Here is a 21166-nt window from a genome sequence, read left to right as displayed (position 1 = left end):
ATCCCAGGCTTCCCGTCCGGGCAAACCGCGGCGACGCACTTTCCCTGCTGGCGGCTTGATAAACTCCGGCCACTTTCAATCCTCCATGGATTCGTTGCACATGCCCAACGCTCGCCCGCTTTCCCTGGCACTGGCCCTTGGCCTGGTCGCCATGCTGTCCTCTCCCGGCGCCGATGCCGCGCGCAAGAAGGCACCCTCGCGGGCACCCGCGGTCAGCCCGGCCTGCACCGATTTCCATGAGCTGGCCAATGCCGACTGGCTCAAGGCCACCCCGGTACCGCAGACCGGCGCGGTGACCGTCCTGGGCACGCTGGCCGATACCGCCCGCCAGCAGCAGCGCCAGCTGCTCGAACAGGCGATGGGCGCACCGCAGGGCAATGTGCAGAAGCTGCTGGGCGACTTCTGGGCCAGCGGCCTGGACGAAGCCGCGGTCGAGGCCGACGGCTCCAAGCCGATCGCACCGCTGCTGGCGCGCATCAACGCCATCCGCAAGGCCAAGGACATCCCGGCTTCGATCGCCGCCCTTCACCAGGTCGGCATCCCGGTGGCGTTCAATTTCGCCCCCGACGTGGACCTGAAGGCACTGGACCGCCACATCGGCTACTTCATGCAGGGCGGCATGGGCCTGCCCGATCCTGCGTTCTATACCCGCACCGACGCCGATACCGTCGCGCTGATGGCGCGCTACCGCGCGTACGTGAAGCAGATCCTGGCGCTGACCGGCACCCCGGCCGCGCGGCTCGATGCCGAATCGGCCCTGGTCATCCAGCTGGAAACCGAACTGGCGCGCACCGCGCAGCCGCTGGCCGGCATCAACAATCCGTTCAACAACTACGCCCCGGTGGCCACCCGCGAGATCACCGGCCGCTACCGCAACCTGCAGCTGGATGCCTTCCTGAAGGCGCAGGGCGTCAACGACGACCTCGTCTCGCTGTCCGATCCGGCACTGTTCCAGCAGCTCAACGGCATGATCGGCCGCCTGCCGGCCGAGCAGTGGAAGGCCTACCTGCGCTGGCGGGTCGGCGACGCCATGGCCCCCTATCTCTCGCAGGCCTACCGCGACGCCGAATTCGAGTTCCGCGGCCGCGTGCTGCGCGGCGAGGTCATCGCCCCGGCCCGCTGGGAGCAGGTGCTCGACGCCATCAATGTCGCGGCCGGCCCGATGCTGGGCCACGAGTACGTGGCCCGCCATGTCCAGCGCGACACCCTGCGCCAGGCGGCGCTGATGGTCGACCAGGTCCGCGAGGCGCAGATCGCCGCGGTCAAGCGCAGCACCTGGATGAGCGAGGACGCCAAGGCCGAGGCCGAAGCCAAGCTGGCCGCCCTCAAGATCGAGATCGGCAAGCCGCTGCGCGACCTGGACTACACGGTGCAGCCCATGGGCCGTGGCAGTTTCGGCGGCAACATGCTGATCGCCTCGACCTGGCGCCATGCCCAGGAAATGAAGCGCATCGGCAAGGGCAACGCCGACCGCCGCTGGGACGTGCTGCCGCAGCAGCCGGCGCTGGCCTACGACCTGGCGCAGAACCGCCTGATCGTCACCGCCGCCACGCTCCAGGCACCGATCTTCGGCGAGGCCGCCGGCACCGCCGCCAGGTTCGGCGCCTTCGGGGCGCTGGTCGCCCACGAGATCAGCCGGGCCATCGACGCCAAGGGCGCCCTGGTCGATGCCAAGGGCGAGCTGCGCAGCTGGTGGACGCCCGCCGACAAGAGCGCCTGGACGCTGATCGGCAACCAGGTCGCCGCGCAGTACGCCGGCTATGCCTTCCCGGGCGTGAAGGACGCGAAGGTCAATGGCGAACTGACCCGCGACGAGAACATGGCCGACCTCTCCGGCGTGGAGATCGCCTGGGAGGCGTTCACCGCGGCCCAGCCCGACGCCGGACAGAGCGACCGCCAGGCTTTCTTCCAGGCCTGGGCCGGCCTGTGGGCGCAGCAGCTGGCGCCCAACGAAGCCCTGCAGCGGCTGACCGCCGAACCGCGCGCGCCGGGCCAGTGGCGCACCAACGGCCCGCTGGCCAACCTGCCGGCCTTCGGCACCGCCTTCCAGTGCAAGCCGGGCCAGCCGATGCAGCGTGACGAGGCCGAGCAGATCAAGCTCTGGCGCTGAGCCGCCGACCGGCACAGAAAAGGCCGCGGGAAACCGCGGCCTTTTTCATTGCCCCGCCTGCGGGCACCTCCCCGCCCCTGGGACAACGCCCTGCCGCTCCCTCGGCAAGATCCCGCCGGGCACGGCCCGGCGCTACAGACCCACGGCCGTCACCCGCCTGTAGACCGGAACCACGCACGGCTGCAACTTCATCGCAAACGCCCCGCCGGGCGCGGCACGCCACCACAGGCTCACGGCCTCCCCCACCTGTAGAGCGGGGCCATGCCCCGCTGGGCTTCATCGCAAACGCCCGGCCCTGGCCCGGCGCCACGAACTCACGGCACGCCACCCGCCTGTAGAGCGGGGCCACGCCCCGCTGGGCTCCACCGCGAATCCCGGCCGGCTACGGCACGGCGCCACAGCATCGCGGCGGTCCCGCTTTCCGTGGCGCCGGGATATGCCTTCCATCGGGCGATGCCCTGCGCGATGGCGTGCGTCACTTCACCCGGCGCAGGTGGTTCGGCCGCCCGCCCCCGGGCTTGTTGAACGGCGGTTGCCCGCGCCAGTAACGGATCAGCAGCCAGCCGAACAACATGCCGCCCAGGTGTGCGAAATGGGCCACTCCCGGCTGCCAGCCGGTGAACCCGAGCATCAGCTCGATGGCGCCGAACACGATCACGAACGTGCGGGCCTTCATCGGGATCGGCGGGAACAGCAGCATCACCCGCTGGTTGGGGAACAGCATCCCGTAGGCCAGCAACAGGCCGAACACGCCGCCGGAGGCTCCCAGCACCGGCGCGCCGCCGTCCACCAGGGCCGCCGCCAGCAGCTGGCACAGGCCGGCACCGACCACGCAGACCAGGTAATAGGTGGCGAAACGCTTTTCGCCCCAGGTCAGTTCCAGGGGTGCACCGAACATGAACAGCGCCAGCATGTTGAAGAACAGATGGCCGAAGCTGCCATGCAGGAAGCCGTAGGTCAGCAACTGCCACGGCTGGAAGTTCTGCCCGGGCGAGAAGGGATCGAAGCCGCCAGGGCTGATCGGCCAGAGCATGAACGGGTCGAAGGTCGCCATCCCCAGCAGGAACGGCTGCTGCAGGACGAACAGGACGATATTGGCGATCAGCAACGCCTTGGTGACGGTGGGCAGTCGGGAAAACATGGCGGCATCCTTGGAGACTGCCGCCATGATAAGCCGCAGCCCCCACCCCGCCCACGCCACCGCTGGCCGGCAGTCGCCTGCCGGTTCCCGGCAGGCCGTGCGCGCCACCGCCGGGCTTGCCCGGTCAGCGCCGCGGGCGGCCGCCGCGCGGGCCTCCCGGGCCGTCGACGGGTCCCCAGATCTCCGCATCCAGGTCGGCGGCCGGTGCGGGACGCCGCACCCGCCCCCGGTCCACCTCCACGCCTTCGGCGCGCAGCCGCCGGCACTGTTCGTGCCAGCCGGCCGACCCCTCCGGCAGCGCGACACGACCATCCGCGCGCAGCACGCGGTGCCAGGGCAGTGCGGGATCGGCATTGCCGGCCAGCATCCGGGCGACCAGCCGTGCCCGGCCCGGCAAGCCGGCCTTGGCGGCCACCGCGCCGTATCCCATGACCTGTCCCGCCGGGATGCCATGGATCACCGCAAGGATCCGCGCATGCGCATCGGGGCTCCCCTGCGGCGGCGTCCCGCGATCGCGTACACGCGCCTCTGCCGGCTGCCCGGCAGGGGCGCCGGCACGGGAAGCCGCTGCATTTCGTCGAACCACCATTCCGCCAATGCCCGCTGGATACGGGAGCCAGCATACCCGGCGCGTTGCGGCACGAGCATGGCCGCGGCGGCCGCCGGCTCAGCGCATCAGCACCACTTCCTCGGCCGAGGTCGGGTGAATCGCGACGGTATCTTCCATCTGCCGCCGGGTCACGCCGGCCTTCACCGCCACCGCGAACCCCTGGAGGATCTCGTCGGCGGCTTCGCCCAGCAGGTGCAGCCCGACCACCCGCTCGTCCGCACCGGCGCAGACCATCTTGAACAGGCTGCGGCCTTCGCCCCCCGCAAGCGCCTGCAGCATCGGCCGGAAGCGACTGTGATAGGTGGTGACCGTATCGAAACGCGCCCGGGCCTGCTCCTCGCTCAGGCCGACGCTGCCCAGCGGCGGGTGCGAGAACACCACGCTGGGAACAGCGTCGTAATCCAGCTTCGCGTCGGGCTGGCCACCGTACAGGCGATCCATCAACCGCCGGGCCGCCGCGATCGCCACCGGCGTCAGCATCGCCTGTGCGGTGATGTCACCCACCGCGGCGATCCCCGCCACCGAGGTGTTCTGATACGCATCGACCTTCACCGCGCCCTTGTCGTCCCGTTCCACGCCTACGGCCTCCAGCCCGAGGCCGTCGCTGTTCGGCGCCCGGCCGGTGGCGAACAGCACGGTATCGGCGACGGTCGCCGCCGTGTCCTCTTCACCCTGCAGCCGCAGGCCGATGCCGCGCGCCTGCGCCTCCAGCGCCTGCAGCCGGCTGCCAAACTGCAGCACGATTCCCTGCCGGCGCATGGCCTCGGCCAGCTGTTCGGCCAGTTCGCCATCGAACCCGCCCAGCAGGCGCTGTCCACGCACCAGCAGCGTCACCGCGCTGCCCAGCGCGCGCAGTACCCCGGCCAGTTCGACCGCGATATAGCCGCCCCCGACGATGGCCACCTGCGCCGGCGCTGCCTCCAGCGCGAAGAAGTCGTCCGAAACGCCGCCGAGCCCGGCGCCGGGAATCGCCGGCCTGAGTGCATGCGAACCGGTCGCCAGGACGATCTGCGGAGCCTGTACGCGTGTCCCGTCCTCGCACTCCACCGTCCGCGCATCGAGCAGGCGCCCGCGCTGGGCGAGATGGACGATCCCGTTCTCCTGCAGCCGCTTGCGGTAGCTGGCATGGATACCGTCGATGTACTGCCGCCGCCGCTGCAGCAGGGGTGCCCAGTCCGGCACCGGCGCGGCCGCCGCGAACCCCAGCGCCGGCGCCAGCGCGATGCGCTCGGCCAGGTCGGCCGCGAGCCACATCGCCTTCTTCGGCACGCATCCGACATTGACGCAGGTACCGCCCAGCGCCGACGGCTCCAGCATCACCACCCGGGCTCCGTGCGCGGCCGCCCGGAACGATGCCGCCAAGCCGCCGGAACCACCGCCCAGCACGATCACATCGGCCGTCTGCGTGCTCATCGCGGCGCCTCCATCAGGGACCCGCGGCAAGCGGTCGGGAACAGGCGCGCGGTGACGGACTCGAGCATCGGGGGGCACTCCCATATGTTTCGTGGCAGGCATCGAGCATGCCATGCCCGGGTGCCAAGCCGCCGTGTATGCGCCTTGCAGCGCCCCGGCTCACGCCCCTGCAGGCGGGCCGCGCCGCAGCGGTGGCCAGCGCCAGTAGGTGAGGCCCCGCCACAGCCACTCCATCGGCCCGAACTGGAAATGCCGCAGCCAGGCCCGGCTGAGCACCACCTGCACGGCGAACAGCAGCCCCGCGAACAGCAGCTGCCCGGCCCGGCCCAACTGCTCGAACAGGCCCAGGCCGTAGCCGTAGAACACCAGCGTGCAGACCAGCGACTGCCCGAGGTAGTTGCTCAGGGCCATGCGCCCGGCCGGCGCCACCCACTGCAGCCTGGCACTCCAGCGCACCCCCAAGGCCAGGTAGCCCAGGCACATCGCCAGTGCCGCGAGCGAGGTCGCGGCATAGGCGGCCGCCGAGCGCAGGTCGAACCGCCCCGGCGCCAACCAGGGCTGGTAGCAGGCACTGGCCAGCATCAGCGCCAGGCCCGCGGGCATCGCCCCCCAGCGCAGCCATGCGAACAGGCGCTGGTGGGCTTCCGGCTGCGCGAGGGCGCCGCTGCGCGCGAACCAGCTGCCGATCAGGAACATGCCCAGCACCTCGGGCCCCACCACCAGCAACGCGCCGAACGCGTTTCCGAAATCGTGCAGGCGCTGCCGCACGGCCTCGCCGTAACTGCCATGGCCATAGGCCTGCCGCTGCGCCTCGATCGCCGCCAGTGCCGTGTCCGCCTGCGTGCCCGCGGCGTCGGCCGGCAGCAGCGTCATCATCGCCCCGAGCAGCAGCATCAATCCCAGCGCCGCCAGGTAGGCCAGCACGCCCATCGCCGGCAACCATTCCCGCGGTGCTTCACGGAAGGCCAGCAGCAGGAACGAGAGCAAGGCATAGGCGAACAGGATGTCGCCGGACCAGACCAGCAGCGCGTGCAGCAGGCCGATGCCCAGCAGGCCCAGACTGCGGCGCAGGTAGATGCGGGTGAAATCGCGCCCGCTGCGCTCGGCGCGTTGCGCCATCACCGCGAAACCGGCGCCGAACAGCAGCGAGAACAGGGTGAAGAACTTGCCCTGCACGAAGACGTAGACCAGACCGTCGGCCCAGCGGTCCAGGCCCTGCCACTGCGGATCGATGCCGCTGCCGGCCAGGTCCAGCGGACCCACGAACCCTTCGATGTTCATCAGCAGGATGCCCAGCAGCGCCAGTCCCCGCAGCACGTCGAGCGTGGCGATGCGTTCGTCCGGCGCGACCGGCTGGAATACGGGGGTGGACACGGTGCGGACTCCGGAGGCGGCCGGGGCCGATTATGGAGGAACCGCGCCGTCCTGCGGCGGCGCCCCGTGGAGCCGGACTGCACGCCTGGAACGGCAACGGCCCGCACTGGGCGGGCCGTTGCTGGCAGGCGTCCGCGCTGGCGGGTCAGTGCGCGTGGCCGCCCTCGCCGTGCACGTGGCCGTGCTGCACTTCTTCCTCGCTGGCCTCGCGGACCTCGACGATCTCCACGTCGAAATGCAGGTCCTTGCCGGCCATCGGGTGGTTCAGGTCGACGTCGACGACGGTCATCCCGACCTTCTGCACGGTCACCGCGCGCGGACCGAAGTTGGTCTGCAGGATCACCTGCTGGCCCGGCACCAGGCGGCCGTTGCCGAAATGCTTCTTCGGCACCCGCTGGGTCAGGCCCTCGCGGCGCTCGCCATAGGCATCGGCCGACGCCACGTCCACGCCGAAGCTCTCGCCGGCTTCCTTGTCCATCATCGCCGTTTCCAGCCCCGGGATGATGTTGCCGTGGCCGATCAGGATCGCCATCGGCTCACGGTCCCTGGAGCTTTCGATCGGCTCCTGGCCGACTTCCGAAACGGTGTAATGGAAACGGACGACACGGTCTTTTTCGATCTTCATGCGCAACTCTTGAGGTGGCTGCCCGCTGGCAGGGGAGAAGACGGCCTTGCCGGCCGACGGCTGGATCGCCATCATGACAGCCGTCTTGAGGTCGCGCATTATCCGGACTCCATGCACAACACGCCAGTTTCCCGGCACCGCACCTGGCGGCTGCCCCTCCTGCTCGCCGTCGCCGCCGGTCTGTCCGCGTGCGGCCACGCCCCGGCCAAGCGCGCGCCGCCGCCGCCGGCCACGGCGTCCTGGCCACAGGTCGCGCCCGGCGATCCCGCCGCCGCCTCGTCGGTCCTGATGCGCGCCCTCGGCCTGGTCGGCACGCCCTACCGCTACGGCGGCAACACGCCCGAGTCCGGCTTCGACTGCAGCGGCCTGGTCAGCTATGTCTACCGCGACATGCTGGCGCTGAACCTGCCCCGCACCTCGCGCGAGCTCGCCGCCATCCAGGGGCCACGCATCGAACCGCGCCAGCTGGCCAACGGCGACCTGGTGTTCTTCGGCGACAAGGGCAATGTCTGGCACGTCGGCATCTATGTCGGCGAGGGCCGTTTCGTGCATGCCCCGAGCACCGGCGGCACCGTCCGCCTGGACCGCCTGGACGGCCCGTACTGGCGCGACCACTACACCGGGGCCAAGCGCGTTCTGCGATGAATGGGACGAATTGCCGTGCGATTAATGAAAATTTAATGAAATATGTACCAATCCCCCCGGTTTCCAAGGCATGATCGCCCATCGAATTTTTCCGTGACTGCCGCGTGACGAACGAAAATCCGTCGAACCCGGGTCAGACCGCCCACCGTTCCGCCGCATGCCGCCGGCTGTTGTGCGCCGCACTGATGGGCTTCGCCGCCCTCCCGGCACTGGCCCAGGACGCCCCGGAAGACACGGCCACGCCGCCGGCCGCGAAGGCCCCCGAGCCCCAGCGCAGCAAGACCGACGCCGCCGCGACCGCCACCCTGGCGGCCCTGCTCCCGCACCTGGCCGGCAACGACACCATTCCCCTCATGGACCGCTCGGCGATGTTCGCCGGCGATCTCAGCCGCCTGCTGTCGGCCTACGACGCCTCCCGGAGCGTCGCCAGCGCAACCGACACCGCGCTGGCCAATGACAGCGACGGCAAGGTGCAGTCGATCCTGCGCCGCGCCATGACCCTGCTGGGCACGCCCTACCGCTGGGGCGGCACCTCGCCCGACGCCGGCTTCGACTGCAGCGGCCTGGTCGGCTATGTGTTCCGCACCGCGCTGGGCATCGAACTGCCGCGCGTCTCGCGCGAGATGGCCAGCCAGGCCAGCAACCAGTTGATCCGCGACCGCTCCGCGCTGGTCGCCGGCGACCTGGTGTTCTTCGGCCGCCGCGGCCGCGTCGACCATGTCGGCATCTATGTCGGCGATGGCCGTTTCCTGCACGCGCCCAGCACCGGCAAGGACGTGCGCACCGACACCCTGCTCAGCGGCTACTGGGGCGACAAGTTCATGCAGGCGCGCCGCCTGGACCTCTGAGCGGGCCACCACCGCCGCGGGCCTGGAACCGGAAAGCCGCGCACTGCGCGGCTTTTTCCATGCAGGCATGCGGGGCGGCCACGTCCAGCGGACCGGAAGCGCGTTCCGGCCCGCCGGTCGCGCCGCTCAGGGCCCCTCGACGCGGAACGCACCGAACGGCTGCAGCTGCGGCACCACCGCCGCCTGGTCGCCGACCACGATCACCGACTGCGCGTCCGGCGCGTAGTAGCGGGCCGCCACCGCCTGCAGCCGGGCGGCATCCACCGCGCGGATCCTGCCCACGTACTGTCCGAGGAACTCGGCGGGCAGCCCGGCCAGCCAGTTGGCGGCCAGGGTCCCGGCGACCGCGCCCTGCAACTGGTTGCTGATCAGGTAGCCGCCGGCGACATAGCGCTTGGTCGACTCCAGTTCCGCGGCCGGCATCGGCTCCTTGCCCAGGCGCTCGAATTCCCTGAAGAACTCCTTCAAGGAGGCGCCGGTGACCTCGTTGCGCACGTCCGCCGATGCCACCAGGTTGCCCCCGGCGCGCAGCGCCGCCAGCCGTGCGCCGGCGCCATAGGTGTAGCCCTTCTCCTCGCGCAGGTTCTGGTTGAGGCGGCTGCTGATGCCGCTGCCCAGCACGGTGCTGGCCAGCTGCAGCGGCACATGGTCCGGATCGGTGGCGGCGATCGCCGGGCGACCGATCCGGAACGTGGACTGCACGCTGCCCGGCCGCGGCAGCACCACCCGCTGCGCTGCCGCCTGGCGCGGCGCCGGGGCAGTGTCGGCCACGGCCCCGCCCTGCCCCTTCCAGTCGCCGAAGGCGCGCTCGGCCTCGGCGAATGCGCGGGCGGCATCGATCCTGCCGGTGATCACCAGCAGCCCGTGCTCCGGACGGAAGCGGCGCGCATGCTCCTGTTTCAGGGCCGCCGGGGTCAGTGCCGGCAAGGTGGCCTGGGCGAGCTGCGTGCGCGCATAGGGATGGTCGCCATAGACCGCCTGCAACAGCGCGCGCGAGGCGCGGAAACCCGGCTGTGCTTCGGCCGCCTTCAGTTCCTCGGCAGCATTGGCGCGGGCCAGCGCCACTTCGTCGTCGGCGAAGGACGGGCTGCGCACGACCTCAGCCAGCAGGGCCAGCATCGGCGAGGCCTGCGAGGCCAGTGCCTGGCCGCTGACCAGCAGACCATCGACACGGGCATCGGCACCGACGCTGCCGCCCATGCCCTGGGCCAGCTCGGCGATCTGGCGCGCGTCGTGCGCCTGGGTGCCCGCGGTCAGCAGCTGCGCCAGCACGGTGGCGAAACCGGGCGTGGCGGCGGCATCGGCGGCCAGCCCGGCGTCGCGCATGGCCAGCACGTAGTCCACGCGCGGCAGGCCGTCGCGTGGCACGACCCAGACCTCCAGGCCGTTGTCCAGGGTCCTGCGCGAGATGTCCGGCACCGGCAGCGGTTTGTCGGCGGCATAGCCCGGCAGGCCGGCGGGCAGCCCAGGCGTGGCGGCATTGGCGCCCGCGGAGGCCAGCGAAAGGGCCAGGCCCAGGGCAAGCAGGCACGGCAGTGGCTTGATCATGGCGGTGTCCTCACTTCTGCTCAGCGGGGGCCGGCATCGCCGCAGGCCTGCGGTCGATGACGGTACGGTTGGCGGTGGTCAGGTAGGTGCGCGCGGCCCGCTGCACATCGGCGGCGCCGACGGCCTCGATCCATCCCGGGATCCGGTTGACCACGCCGGCATCGCCCCACAGGGTCTGCAGCTTGGCCAGCGTGTCGGCACGCTCCAGGAACATTTCCAGGCCGTCGTACCACTGCGCCAGCAGCTGGGTCTTGACCCGCGCCAGGGTCGCCGCATCCACGCCTTCGTCGGCGACCCGGGCGATCTCCGCGTCGATCCCGGCCAGCAGCGCGTCGGCATCGTGCTCGGGCTTGTACATCGCGAACACCACGAACAGGGTCGGGCCGTCGTACTCCCAGGCGCTGGTCAGGCCATAGAGCGACTCGACGTTCAGTGCCAGCCGGCGGCCCTTGACCAGCCCCTGGTACAGCCGCGATGCGTCGCCTTCGGCCAGCAGCGCGCCCAGCACCGCCATCGACGCCTGGTCGCGGCTGCCGCGGTCGGGCATCTTCCAGCCCACCGCCAGCCCCGGCACCTGGGCCAGCGCATCGGACTGCTGCAGGCGGATCTCGCCGGTGTTCAGCCCTTCCCTGTAGTCCGGGCGCGGCGGCGTCGGCCGTGCCGGGATGTCGCCGAAGTAGCGCCTGGCCAGCGCGAAGCCCTGTTCCGGGGTGACGTCGCCGGCGATGGACAGCACGGCATTGTTGGGACCATAGAAGTCGCGGTGGAACCCGCGCACGTCGTCGAGGCTGGCGTTCTCGAGGTCGTCGAAGCTGCCGTAGCCGTCATGATTGTTCTCCCACTTGGAGAACGCGTGCTGGCCGATGTCGATCCACATGAAGCCGCCATAGGGCTGGTTCTGGACGTTGTTGCGGATCTCCTCCTTGACCACGTCCTGCTGGTTCTTCAGCGTCTGCGGGTTGAAGTCCAGGGTGCGCATCCGGTCCGCTTCCAGCCACAGCATCGGTTCCAGCGCCGACACCGGCGCGGTTTCGATGTAGTTGGTGAAGTCGGCGCGGGTGGACCCGTTGTTGCGGCCGCCACCACCGGTGATCACGCTGTCGAACACGCCCTTGCGCGCCTCCGGCGTGCCCTGGAACATCAGGTGTTCGAACAGGTGCGCGAAGCCGGTGCGGTTGCGCGGTTCCAGGCGCATGCCGACGTGGTAGACCACGCTGATCCCGACCACCGGCGCGCTGTGGTCCTCGGACACCACCACGGTCAGGCCGTTGTCGAGTTTCTCGACCGCCACCGGCACCCGCCACTGGTCGGCGTCGGCCGCCGCCGCGGTGCCGGCCAGCGCGCAGCCGGCCAGCAGGAGCATTCGTTGCAGCATCATGGAGCGCCTCCTTTCGTTGATGGGCGGGCCGGGCGGCCGCCGTCGCCATCATGCGCTCCACGCCGGCGCTTGTCCGCCGTTTTCCGCGACCCCGGCCCCGGGGCGCGCTATCCGGCCGTGCTGCCGGCGCCGCGGCCGTCGTAGACCGTACGGTCCAGCAGCCCGGTCTCCTTGGCCACGATCACCGGCACCACCATCTGCCCGGTGACGTTGGTCAGGGTGCGCATCATGTCCAGCACCCGGTCGATGGCGTACAGGTAGCCGATGGTCTCCAGCGGCAGGTTGGCCGCGCTGAGCACCACCGTGGCCATCACCACCGCCGTGCCCGGCACGCCCGCGGTGCCGAAGCTGCCGAGCACCGAGGCGATCAACACCACCACATACTGCTCCGGGGTCAACGGCACCCCGGTGTACTGGGCGATGAACACCGCGCACAGCGCCGGGTAGATCGCGCCGCAGCCGTCCATCTTGATGCTGGCGCCCAGCGGCACGGCGAAGGCCGCGTAGTCCTTGTTGACCCCGAGGTTGTCGGTGATCGAACGCATCGCCACCGGCATGGCCGCGAAGCTGGAGGAGCTCACGAACGCCACCTGCATCCCGGGCGCGGCGCCGCGGAAGAAGCGCAGCGGGTTGAGCCCGTGCACCAGCAGCAGGCTGCTGTAGACCACCACCACGTGCAGCGCGCAGGCCACGTACAGCGCCAGCACGAAGCTGCCCAGCGGCAGCAGCTTCTCGAAGCCGTAGCTGCCGACCAGGCCCGCGATCAGGCCGAAGGTGCCCAGCGGGGTCATTTCCAGTACGAAGCGCGTGATCTGGATCATGATCTCGCTCATCTGGCCCACCAGCCGGCGCGCGTCGGCCACCGTGTCGCCCAGCTTGACCATCGCGAAGCCGACCAGGCCGGCGAAGAAGATCACCGGCAGGATCGAACCGCGGCCGGCGGCCAGCACGGTCTCGCCGGCGGCGTTGACCTGGGTGCCGATGCCGGCCAGGGCGTGGAACACGTTGGCCGGCACCACATCCATCAGCACCCGGGCCACCGACGGCACCTCCCGCGGCGTATAGGCGCTGTCCATCGCCAGGCTCAGGCCGCCGGTACCCGGCTGCATCAGCGTGCCCACGCCCAGGCCGACGCACACCGCCAGCACGGCGGTGACGACGAACCACAGGAAGGTGCGCCCGCCCAGGGCGGCCACCGACTTCTGCCCGTGCAGCGCGCCGATGGCGTTGATCACCGCGAACAGCACCAGCGGCACCGCGATCATCTTGATCAGCGTGACATAGAGCTCGCCCAGCAGGCCGAACCATGCCTCGGCCGCCGGGCCGAGCGCCCAGCCGGCCAGTGCGCCAAGGACGAAGCCGCCCGCCACACGCTGCCAGAACGGGATGCGCAACCAGGCCGAAACCAGTGTCATGGGGAAATCCGGGAACAACTGCAGGGGGCGGCACGATAGCGCAAGCCTGCCGCGGGAACGATGCGCACAGGGAAAAACTGCGTGTCATCCGCATGCCTTTTCCAGATTGTCATAATGGCCGCCTGTCCCGGATTGATGGTCGACCGCATGCGCCACGCTTCCCCGTTGTTCGCCGCCCTCTCCACCCTGCTGCTCGGCGCCTGCGCCGGCGCCCCGGCGCCCAGGGCGCCGCAGGCCGTTTCCGTGCAGGTGGCCCCCGTCGCCCATCCCGAGGGCGAGACCCCGCAGTGGTGGTACCGCAACGGCGCGGCGCAGGCAGCGGCCAACGGCGCGATGGCCGGCCGTGCCAAGAACGTGATCCTGTTCCTCGGCGACGGCATGAGCCTGACCACGGTGGCCGCCGCGCGCATCCTCGAAGGCCAGCGCCGCGGCCATCCCGGCGAGGAGAACCTGCTGTCCTGGGAGCGCTTCCCCGCCACCGCCTTCAGCAAGACCTACAACACCGACTCGCAGACGCCGGACTCGGCCGGCACCATGACCGCCATCACCACGGGCGTGAAGACCCACATGGGCGCCATCGGCGTCAGTGCCGGCAGCCGCAACGACTGCGCCGACAGCCTGGACAAGCACGCGCTGACCTGGCTGCAGCTGGCCGACAGTGCCGACATGGCCACCGGCGTGGTCTCCACCGCGCGCCTGACCCACGCCACCCCGGCCGCGACCTATGCGCATTCGCCGGACCGCAACTGGGAAAACGACACCGACCTCCCGCAGGCGGCCCGCACCGAGGGCTGCACGGACATCGCCCAGCAGCTGCTGTCGACCTCGCGCTATGGCCGGGGCCCGCTGGTCGCACTAGGGGGTGGCCGCGCCCAGTTCACCACCATCGACGAACGGGATCCGGAGTACCCGGACAAGGTCGGCCTGCGCCTGGACGGCCGCAACCTGGTCGCCGAGTGGCGCCAGGCGCACCCGCAGGGCGCCTACGTGTGGAACACCGAACAGCTCAAGGCCGCGGCCGGCGCGCCGGCGCTGCTGGGGCTGTTCGAGCCGGACCACATGCAGTACGAACTGGACCGCCCGAAGGACCCCGCCGGCGAGCCCTCGCTGGCCGACCTGACCCGCACCGCCATCGCCACCCTGGCCGGCCATCCGCAGGGCTACGTGCTGATGGTGGAAGGCGCGCGCATCGACCATGCCAACCACAGCGGCAACGCCGCCCGCGCGCTCGGCGACACCATCGCGCTGTCCGATGCGGTACGCGCCGCGGTGGAGGCGACCTCGGCCGAGGACACGCTGATCATCGTCACCGCCGACCACTCGCACACCCTCAACTTCGTCGGCTATCCCGCGCGCGGCAACCCGATCCTGGGCAAGGTCAAGGACCGCGGCGGCGAGGACGGCGCCGGCGGCCTGGACCTGGCCCGCGACGCCACCGGCCTGCCGTACACCACGCTCAGCTACGCCAACGGCCCAGGCTACACCGGCGCCAGCAACCGCCAGCCGGACGGCCCCAAGACCTATCCCCACCAGCCGAGCAGCTACGAGCCTTCGGCCGGACGCCCCGACCTGACCCATGTCGACACCGAGCACCCGGACTACATGCAGGAAGCCCTGGTCCCGGCCAAGTCCGAATCGCACGGTGGCGAGGACGTGGGCATCTGGGCGCATGGCCCGGGCAGCGCCGCGGTGCGCGGCACGCTGGAGCAGAACACCATCTACCACCTGATCGTGCAGGCCACCCCGCGCCTGCGCGAACGCCTGTGCCAGCTGGACACCTGCGACGCCCAGGGCGTGCCGGTGGAACTGCCGCAGCCGGCGAAGTTCGAGCGCAAGGCCCCGTGACGACGCTGCGGTCCGTCGCGGCCGCATTGTCGCTGCTGTCCATCGTGCCGGCCGCCCTCGCGGCCGACACCCGCTGCCGGCTCCCCGAACAGGCCGACCTGCCGGTACTGGAGGGCTGCCGGCAGACAGCGCCCGGCACCCTGGAGCTGTCTCTCGCCGCCCTGGCCCGCCTGCCCGTGGACGCGGCGGGGCTGGGCACGGTCCTGGCCGCCGGCCAGTTCTACTACGTCCGCCGCGATGGCCGCCACCTGCCGGTCGTCGCCTTCGACAACGGCGCGGACGCGTTCAGCGAAGGCCTGGTCCGCGCACTCGTCGACGGCCGGCTGGGGTACTACGACACCGCCCTGAATCCCGCGTTTGCCGCCCGTTTCGACTGGGGCTGGCCGTTCGAGGACGGCCACGCGCGGGTCTGCGACGGCTGCCGGCGCGGCACGCCCGACGCCGACGGCCATGTACCAATGCTCGGCGGCCACGGCTACCGCATCGACCGCCGCGGACAACGGTCGCCACCGCCGCGGTAGAGGCACCGCTGGGCGCGCTCCTGCACAATTCCCCCATGACGCCGCTCGCCTCCTCCCTGCTGGATGCCGCTGCCGGAGCCCCGGTGCTGGTCGGCTTCAGTGGCGGCCTGGACTCCACCGTGCTGTTGCACCTGCTGGCGACGGACCCGCTGCGCCACGCCACGGGCCTGCGCGCGGTGCACGTGCACCATGGCCTGCAGACCGGCGCAGACGAATGGGCCGCGCACTGCCAACGCACCTGCGACGCCTGGCGGCTGCCCCTGCAGGTCGTGCGGGTCCAGGTGCAGGCCGAGGCCGCCGATGGCCCCGAGGCCGCCGCACGCCGTGCCCGCCATGCGGCGTTCGCCGACCTGCTGCGGCCCGGCGAATGGCTGGCCCTGGCGCACCATCGCGACGACCAGGCCGAGACCTTCCTGCTGCACGCCCTGCGCGGCGCCGGCGTGGAGGGACTGGCGGCGATGCGCGGTCGCCGCCGTTTCGGCCCCGGCCAGCTGTGGCGGCCACTGCTGCAGGTACCGCGTGCCGCGCTGGAAGCCCATGCCCGGCAGCACCGCCTGCACTGGATCGAAGACCCCAGCAACGGCGACGACGCGTTCGACCGCAACTTCCTGCGCAACACCCTGATGCCGCTGCTGGCGGAGCGCTGGCCCGAGGCCGGCGCCCGGTTCGCGCGCAGCGCCACGCTCGCCGCGGAGGCCGCGGCCCTGCTGCTGCCGCAGGACGAGCAACGGCTGCGCGCCTGCCTCGACGACGACGGCACCCTGAGCATCCCGGCACTGGCGGCACTGCCCGCCGGCGCCGGTGCCCGCGTACTGCGCCTGTGGTCGCACCGCTGCGGCCTGCCGCCCCTGCCCGGCAACGGCGTGGAGCGGATCCGCGACGAACTGCTTGCCGCGGCACCCGACCGGCTGCCCGAGTTCCGCTGGCAGACCGCGCGCATCATCCGCTGGCGCGACCGGTTGCATGCCGTCGACGGACTGCGCCCCTGGCCGCCCGGCTGGCAGGCCCGCTGGGAAGGCCGCACGCCCCTGGTGCTGCCCGACGGCGGGCGGCTGGAACTGCACGGTGCCGCCGGCTTCCAGCGCCCGGTATGCGTCCGGCAGCGCCGCGGAGGAGAGCGCATCCAGCTCCCCGGCCGCAGCCACTCCCACCTGCTCAAGCACCGGCTGCAGGCCTCCGCCACCCCTCCCTGGCTGCGTCCGCACCTGCCGCTGCTGTGCGAAGGGGACCAGGTGCTTGCCGCCGGCGACCGCATCGTTTCTTCGCCGTTGCACGACTGGCTGCATGCGCATGGCGCGCAGCTGTGCTGGCACCCGCCGGGCAATAGCCGCCCGGGCCGGCCCGACGCGAATTGACCCTTTCCCGCCCGCCGCTCACACTTCCCCCATGCCCAAGAAGTCCCCCAACGAAACCTCGCCGGTCGCCCACTTCGAGCAGTCGCTGGAAGAGCTGGAGCAGCTGGTGGAGAAAATGGAAACCGGCGAGCTCGGCCTGGAACAGTCGCTGGCCGCCTACGAACGCGGTGTCGGCCTCTACCGCCAGTGCCAGCAGGCGCTGGAACAGGCCGAACTGCGCGTGCGCCTGCTCACCGATCCGGCGCAGCCGGCGCAGTCCGAACCGTTCGAACCGGCCGGCGATGACCACTGACCCCCTGTTCGGCCGCTGGACCGCGCGCATCGACCAGCACCTGCACGGCATCCTTCCCGATCCGGACACCGCACCGCAGGGCCTGCACCAGGCCATGCGCTACGCGGTGCTCGGCAACGGCAAGCGCATGCGCCCGCTGCTGGTCCACGCCAGCGGCGCGCTGTTCGGTGCCGACCCGGCGCGGCTGGATGCCCCGGCCAGCGCGGTGGAGCTGATCCACGCCTACTCGCTGGTGCACGACGACCTGCCGGCGATGGACGACGACGCCCTGCGCCGTGGGCGCCCCACCACTCATGTCGCCTTCGACGAGGCCACCGCCATCCTCGCCGGCGATGCCCTGCAGGCCCTTGCCTTCGCGCTGCTGGCACAGGCACCGATGCCGCCGGCGCTGGCGGTGGAGTGCCTGCGCGTGCTCGCCGGAGCCGCCGGCGCCGCCGGCATGTGCGGTGGCCAGGCGCTGGACATCGACGCCACCGGGCGCCGCCAGGCGCTGCCCGACCTTGAGCGCATGCATGCGCTCAAGACCGGCGCACTGATCCACGCCGCGATACGCATGGGCGCACTGTGCGGCGGTGCCGGGGCGGACGACCTGGCGCGCCTGGACGGATTCGCCGGCGCGCTCGGCCTGGCCTTCCAGGTCCGCGACGACATCCTCGACATCGAGGCCAGCTCGGAACAGCTCGGCAAGACCGCCGGCAAGGACGCGGCCCAGGACAAGTCCACCTTCCCGGCGCTGCTCGGCCTGGAAGGAGCCAAGGCGCGGCTGGAAGCGCTGGCCATCGACATGCACCACGCACTGGCACCCTTCGGCCCGCGTGCCGAAGCCCTGTCGGCGCTGGCCGACCTGGCGATCCGCCGTTCGCATTGACGCCCCGCTCCCGCAGGGACGCGCCGTGGCGCGCCTGCGGGTTCCCGGCGACGCGACGCAAAAGGCCCACCTCGGCGACCCGCACAGCGGAAGCGAGGGAGCGCGGTGCGCCGCAGCACCGCGAGCCTGCGCCGATCAGGCTCCAGCGGGACGATGCCCTGCTCCGGAACAGATTCCTGCGCAGGCTGATCCCGACGGAGACGCCCCAGCGGGGCACGGCCCCGCCTTACAGGAGGGCGAGGTCTATAGCGCCGGGCACCGCCCGGCGGGGGCTTACTCGATCGGATGCAGCTCCGCTCTACGGAAGCCGATTCCTATGCATGCTGATCCCCGGCGCCCCCCCCCAGCGGGGCGTGGCCCCGCTCTACAGGACGGTCTGGGCTGTAGCGCCGCGGGGGCCTGCCCGACAACGCCCTGCCGGCGCGGCTCCGCTCTGGAACCGATTCCTGCACAGGCCGATCCCCGACAGGCGGCGATGAGCCACAAAAAAGGCCCGGGATTCCCGGGCCTTTCTCGTCGCGCCTACGCCGGATTACTTGATCAGGCGGATCGCGAACGGGTAGCGGTAGGCCTGGCCCTTGTTGGCCGCCAGACCGGCGACGATGCTGAGCACGATGCAGGCGATCCAGGCGATGAGGTTGATCAGCGCGCCGATCAGGATGATCGAAAGGATGGTGCCGATGATGTAGACACCCAGCAGCGTGAGCTGGAAGTTCAGCGCTTCCTTGGACTGGTCGGTGAGGAAGGACTTCTGCGGGTTGTCCTTGTTCACCAGCCACAGGATCAGCGGCACGATGAAGCCCAGGATGATGCCCGACAGATGCACCAGCATCGCCAGGGTGTTGTCGTCGGTTCCGGCGTTGCCGGCGGCCGGCGGGGTGCTGTTCTCGTAGTCGCTCATGGTGTTCTTCTCTACCTTCTTTTTATGGAATGAGTGGGGTGGCCGTCATCTCGTGTCCCCGGACCGCCCCTTGCTGGCGGCCGGAGAATACATCAATCGTTGCCCGCCACGGTCATTCTCCCGACAAGGATCGGTCCTGTCGAGACATGCGAGCGCGGGTCGGTCTCATTGCCCACGGCCTCCATGGTGGCGAACATCTGTTTCAGATTGCCTGCGATGGTGATGCCGTCCACCGGATAGGCGATCTGGCCGCCCTCGATCCAGAAGCCCGCGGCCCCGCGGGAGTAGTCGCCGGTCACGCCGTTGACCCCCTGCCCCATCAGTTCGGTCACCAGCAGGCCACGGCCCATGCCCGCCAGCATGGACGCCAGACTGCCGGCGTTCGCGGCGACCTCCAGGTTGTGCACGCCGCCGGCGTTGCCGGTGGTTTCCAGCCCCAGCCGGCGCGCCGAATAGCTTCCCAGGACATAGCGCTGCAGCACGCCGGCACGCACCAGCGCGGAATCGCGGGTCGCCACGCCCTCGCCATCGAACGCGGACGAACGCAGCCCATGGCGCAGCAAAGGCCGCTCCTCGATGCCGAACCAGGCCGGGAACAGCGGCGCCCCCACGCTGTCCAGCAGAAAGCTCGCGCGCCGGTACAGGGCCCCGCCGGAAATCGCCGAGAGCAGGTGGCCGATCAGCGAGCGGGCGACCTCCGTGGCGAACAGCACCGGCACCTGCGCGGTGGGCAGTGAGCGCGGCTGCAGCCGGGCCACCGTGCGCTCGGCCGCGCGCCGCCCGACTGCGCTCGGGTCCTCCAGGCCGCTCCGGGCGATCGCACTGCTGTACCAGCCATCGCGCTGCATGCCATCGCCCTGTCCGGCGATCAGTGCGCAGCTGATGGAATGGTGGCTGCTGCGTTCGCGGCCGACGAAGCCGTGCGAATTGGCATAGACCGACAGGCTCTGTGCGGTCGCCACCGAGGCGCCGTCGGAATTGCCGATGCGGGCATCGGCCCCGCGCCCGGCGTCCTCGCAGGCCAGCGCCAGGTCCAGCGCCTGCTGCGCGTCCAGTGCCCATGGGTGCCAGGTATCCAGGTCCGGGAAGTCGCGTGCCATCAGCGCCGCATCGGCCAGCCCCGCGGCGGGATCATCCTCGGTGTGGCGGGCGATCGCGCAGGCCTGGGCGACGGTCGCCTCCAGGCTGCCCTCCTGCAGGTCGGCGGTGCTGGCGCTGCCCTTGCGTCGGCCGAAATACACGGTGACGGCAAGGCCGCGGTCATGCGTGGACTCGACGGTCTCGACCTCGCCCAGGCGCACGTTCACGTCCAGTCCGCGGTCCTCGCTGCAGCTCACTTCGGCCTGGCTGGCACCCAGCGCGCGGGCCTTGTCCAGCAGGCGCTGGGAGATGCCGGCCAGGTGTTCGAGCCGCTGCGCGCTGTCATCGGCGGCGAAAAGGGCGGTGGAGCTGCTGTTCAATGCTTTATCCTTTGCTGGTGTCCGGTGGTTGCCTCCCTGCGGGAGCCCCCGCGCGGCGGGCGCGGCACCGGGAGGCGCCGCATGCTGGCCGCGCACCGCGCCGGACGAGGAAGCGGGCCGGACCGCACCCGGCGCATCCGCGCCGGGCCGACGCCCGCCCCTCGCCCGCCGGGAGAGGGATTCAACGGATCAACTTTAATCGAGTAACGAGGCAATGCGCGGACGCGACGAGGAAACCGGCGAATATTTCAGCGAGAGCCGCAGCCAGAACCGGCGCGACGCGCTGGAAGTGCTCGCCCTGGGCGAAAAACTGGTGGAACAGACGGCCGCGCAGCTGGCGCGCCTGCCGATCCCCGCGGACCTGCTCGAGCACATCGAGTACAGCAAGCGCATCACCTCCCATGGCGCGCGCAAGCGCCAGCTGGCGTTCCTGGCCAAGCAGATGCGCCGCGAGGACGACGCCACGCTGGACGCGATCCGTGACGCGATGGAGGCCAACAGCGAAACCTCCAAGCGCAACGTGGCGCTGATGCACCGCATCGAGCACTGGCGCGACCGCCTGCTGGCCGAAGGCGATGCCGCGCTGGCCGCGCTGCTGGACGACTACCCGCACGGCGATCGCCAGCAGCTGCGCACCCTGGTGCGCAACGCGCTCGCCGAGAAGGCCAAGAACAAGCCGCCGCGCGCTTTCCGCGAGATCTACCAGGCGCTGCGCACGCTGATGTTGCCCGCCCAGGTCGCCCCCGGCGACGCGGACGAGGACACGGAGCTGGACCGCGACGACCACGACGACGACGCGCGCGGCTGAGCATCGCGT

The 21166-nt window shown here is 71.0% G+C and carries 19 protein-coding genes; 9 read left to right on the top strand and 10 right to left on the bottom strand.

The annotated features are described in order from the left end of the window. Positions 1 to 100 precede the first annotated feature (100 nt). Positions 101 to 2110 (top strand): M13-type metalloendopeptidase, encoded by a 2010-nt coding sequence (locus K5L01_RS02625; protein ID WP_250061683.1) that lies wholly within the window; start codon positions 101 to 103, stop codon positions 2108 to 2110. Positions 2111 to 2585: 475 nt separating this feature from the next. Here K5L01_RS02625 and K5L01_RS02620 read toward each other — a convergent pair whose 3' ends face one another. The 5 genes from K5L01_RS02620 to K5L01_RS02600 all read right to left on the bottom strand — a co-directional run bounded on the left by K5L01_RS02620 (position 2586) and on the right by K5L01_RS02600 (position 7273). Beyond that, the gene (locus K5L01_RS02620) at positions 2586 to 3251 is read right to left on the bottom strand and encodes a rhomboid family intramembrane serine protease (RefSeq protein WP_250061680.1); all 666 of its coding nucleotides are present in this window, start codon (positions 3249 to 3251) and stop codon (positions 2586 to 2588) included. A gap of 124 nt (positions 3252 to 3375) precedes the next feature. After that, the gene (locus K5L01_RS02615; protein ID WP_425603815.1) at positions 3376 to 3840 is read right to left on the bottom strand and encodes an MGMT family protein; all 465 of its coding nucleotides are present in this window, start codon (positions 3838 to 3840) and stop codon (positions 3376 to 3378) included. A 78-nt stretch (positions 3841 to 3918) separates the two neighbouring features. After that, entirely contained in the window at positions 3919 to 5274 is a 1356-nt protein-coding gene (gorA, locus tag K5L01_RS02610) for a glutathione-disulfide reductase (RefSeq protein WP_250061679.1), read from the bottom strand. Between the two features lie 159 nt (positions 5275 to 5433). Further along, positions 5434 to 6648 (bottom strand): DUF418 domain-containing protein, encoded by a 1215-nt coding sequence (locus K5L01_RS02605; protein WP_250061677.1) that lies wholly within the window; start codon positions 6646 to 6648, stop codon positions 5434 to 5436. 145 nt (positions 6649 to 6793) lie between these two features. After that, a complete protein-coding gene (locus K5L01_RS02600; protein ID WP_425603849.1) occupies positions 6794 to 7273 on the bottom strand; it encodes an FKBP-type peptidyl-prolyl cis-trans isomerase in 480 nt (159 codons plus the stop codon). 111 nt (positions 7274 to 7384) lie between these two features. Between K5L01_RS02600 and K5L01_RS02595 the strand changes: the two genes are divergently transcribed. Both K5L01_RS02595 and K5L01_RS02590 read left to right on the top strand, forming a co-directional pair. Next, on the top strand, positions 7385 to 7918 hold the full coding sequence (locus K5L01_RS02595) for a C40 family peptidase (RefSeq protein ID WP_250061673.1): 534 nt from the start codon (positions 7385 to 7387) through the stop codon (positions 7916 to 7918). A gap of 104 nt (positions 7919 to 8022) precedes the next feature. Then, a complete protein-coding gene (locus K5L01_RS02590) occupies positions 8023 to 8766 on the top strand; it encodes a C40 family peptidase (protein ID WP_425603814.1) in 744 nt (247 codons plus the stop codon). 126 nt (positions 8767 to 8892) lie between these two features. Here the strand turns inward: K5L01_RS02590 and K5L01_RS02585 are convergent, their stop codons facing one another. The 3 genes from K5L01_RS02585 to K5L01_RS02575 form a co-directional block, all read right to left on the bottom strand. Beyond that, the gene (locus tag K5L01_RS02585) at positions 8893 to 10314 is read right to left on the bottom strand and encodes a M16 family metallopeptidase (protein WP_250061671.1); all 1422 of its coding nucleotides are present in this window, start codon (positions 10312 to 10314) and stop codon (positions 8893 to 8895) included. Positions 10315 to 10324: 10 nt separating this feature from the next. Continuing rightward, positions 10325 to 11692, bottom strand: coding sequence for a M16 family metallopeptidase (locus tag K5L01_RS02580; RefSeq protein ID WP_250061669.1), 1368 nt, complete (start codon positions 11690 to 11692; stop codon positions 10325 to 10327). 107 nt (positions 11693 to 11799) lie between these two features. Beyond that, a complete protein-coding gene (locus K5L01_RS02575; protein ID WP_250061668.1) occupies positions 11800 to 13107 on the bottom strand; it encodes a dicarboxylate/amino acid:cation symporter in 1308 nt (435 codons plus the stop codon). Positions 13108 to 13254: 147 nt separating this feature from the next. Between K5L01_RS02575 and K5L01_RS02570 the strand changes: the two genes are divergently transcribed. The 5 genes from K5L01_RS02570 to K5L01_RS02550 are packed head-to-tail and all read left to right on the top strand — an operon-like array spanning position 13255 to position 17988. Continuing rightward, positions 13255 to 14952 (top strand): alkaline phosphatase, encoded by a 1698-nt coding sequence (locus tag K5L01_RS02570; protein ID WP_250061667.1) that lies wholly within the window; start codon positions 13255 to 13257, stop codon positions 14950 to 14952. Next, positions 14949 to 15473 carry a WG repeat-containing protein gene (locus K5L01_RS02565; RefSeq protein ID WP_250061666.1) on the top strand — a complete coding sequence of 175 codons (525 nt, stop codon included), beginning with the start codon at positions 14949 to 14951 and terminating at the stop codon, positions 15471 to 15473. The genes K5L01_RS02570 and K5L01_RS02565 overlap by 4 nt, the downstream gene beginning before the upstream one ends. A gap of 35 nt (positions 15474 to 15508) precedes the next feature. Continuing rightward, complete coding sequence (tilS, locus tag K5L01_RS02560) at positions 15509 to 16828, top strand: tRNA lysidine(34) synthetase TilS (RefSeq protein WP_250061665.1); 1320 nt, start codon at positions 15509 to 15511, stop codon at positions 16826 to 16828. Between the two features lie 31 nt (positions 16829 to 16859). Then, the gene (locus K5L01_RS02555) at positions 16860 to 17120 is read left to right on the top strand and encodes an exodeoxyribonuclease VII small subunit (RefSeq protein ID WP_250061664.1); all 261 of its coding nucleotides are present in this window, start codon (positions 16860 to 16862) and stop codon (positions 17118 to 17120) included. After that, positions 17110 to 17988 (top strand): polyprenyl synthetase family protein, encoded by an 879-nt coding sequence (locus K5L01_RS02550; RefSeq protein WP_250061663.1) that lies wholly within the window; start codon positions 17110 to 17112, stop codon positions 17986 to 17988. The genes K5L01_RS02555 and K5L01_RS02550 overlap by 11 nt, the downstream gene beginning before the upstream one ends. A gap of 532 nt (positions 17989 to 18520) precedes the next feature. Here the strand turns inward: K5L01_RS02550 and K5L01_RS02545 are convergent. Together K5L01_RS02545 and pmbA are read right to left on the bottom strand one after the other, a co-directional pair. After that, entirely contained in the window at positions 18521 to 18889 is a 369-nt protein-coding gene (locus K5L01_RS02545; RefSeq protein ID WP_250061660.1) for a DUF4870 domain-containing protein, read from the bottom strand. A gap of 92 nt (positions 18890 to 18981) precedes the next feature. Beyond that, positions 18982 to 20349, bottom strand: coding sequence for a metalloprotease PmbA (gene pmbA / locus K5L01_RS02540; protein ID WP_250061658.1), 1368 nt, complete (start codon positions 20347 to 20349; stop codon positions 18982 to 18984). Positions 20350 to 20563: 214 nt separating this feature from the next. Here pmbA and yjgA point away from each other — a divergent pair, with 214 nt between their 5' ends. Then, complete coding sequence (gene yjgA / locus K5L01_RS02535; RefSeq protein ID WP_250061657.1) at positions 20564 to 21157, top strand: ribosome biogenesis factor YjgA; 594 nt, start codon at positions 20564 to 20566, stop codon at positions 21155 to 21157. The last annotated feature ends 9 nt before the right edge of the window (positions 21158 to 21166 follow it).

This window comes from Stenotrophomonas mori (assembly GCF_023556335.1).
Classification (GTDB): Bacteria; Pseudomonadota; Gammaproteobacteria; order Xanthomonadales; family Xanthomonadaceae; genus Stenotrophomonas; species Stenotrophomonas mori.
Note: the sequence above shows the minus strand (reverse complement) of the source record. Positions and strands in the feature narration are given on the sequence as shown.

Excerpts from the sequence above, each read along its gene's own strand:
- K5L01_RS02580 (WP_250061669.1), bottom strand. The coding sequence starts at position 11,692 with ATGATGCTGCAACGAATGCTCCTGCTGGCCGGCTGCGCGCTGGCCGGC.
- K5L01_RS02550 (WP_250061663.1), top strand. The coding sequence starts at position 17,110 with ATGACCACTGACCCCCTGTTCGGCCGCTGGACCGCGCGCATCGACCAG.
- K5L01_RS02570 (WP_250061667.1), top strand. The coding sequence starts at position 13,255 with ATGCGCCACGCTTCCCCGTTGTTCGCCGCCCTCTCCACCCTGCTGCTC.
- K5L01_RS02600 (WP_425603849.1), bottom strand. The coding sequence starts at position 7,273 with ATGAAGATCGAAAAAGACCGTGTCGTCCGTTTCCATTACACCGTTTCG.
- K5L01_RS02625 (WP_250061683.1), top strand. The coding sequence starts at position 101 with ATGCCCAACGCTCGCCCGCTTTCCCTGGCACTGGCCCTTGGCCTGGTC.
- K5L01_RS02545 (WP_250061660.1), bottom strand. The coding sequence starts at position 18,889 with ATGAGCGACTACGAGAACAGCACCCCGCCGGCCGCCGGCAACGCCGGA.
- tilS (WP_250061665.1), top strand. The coding sequence starts at position 15,509 with ATGACGCCGCTCGCCTCCTCCCTGCTGGATGCCGCTGCCGGAGCCCCG.
- K5L01_RS02595 (WP_250061673.1), top strand. The coding sequence starts at position 7,385 with ATGCACAACACGCCAGTTTCCCGGCACCGCACCTGGCGGCTGCCCCTC.
- K5L01_RS02575 (WP_250061668.1), bottom strand. The coding sequence starts at position 13,107 with ATGACACTGGTTTCGGCCTGGTTGCGCATCCCGTTCTGGCAGCGTGTG.
- gorA (WP_250061679.1), bottom strand. The coding sequence starts at position 5,274 with ATGAGCACGCAGACGGCCGATGTGATCGTGCTGGGCGGTGGTTCCGGC.
- K5L01_RS02620 (WP_250061680.1), bottom strand. The coding sequence starts at position 3,251 with ATGTTTTCCCGACTGCCCACCGTCACCAAGGCGTTGCTGATCGCCAAT.
- K5L01_RS02585 (WP_250061671.1), bottom strand. The coding sequence starts at position 10,314 with ATGATCAAGCCACTGCCGTGCCTGCTTGCCCTGGGCCTGGCCCTTTCG.
- K5L01_RS02615 (WP_425603815.1), bottom strand. The coding sequence starts at position 3,840 with ATGGTGGTTCGACGAAATGCAGCGGCTTCCCGTGCCGGCGCCCCTGCC.
- yjgA (WP_250061657.1), top strand. The coding sequence starts at position 20,564 with ATGCGCGGACGCGACGAGGAAACCGGCGAATATTTCAGCGAGAGCCGC.
- K5L01_RS02555 (WP_250061664.1), top strand. The coding sequence starts at position 16,860 with ATGCCCAAGAAGTCCCCCAACGAAACCTCGCCGGTCGCCCACTTCGAG.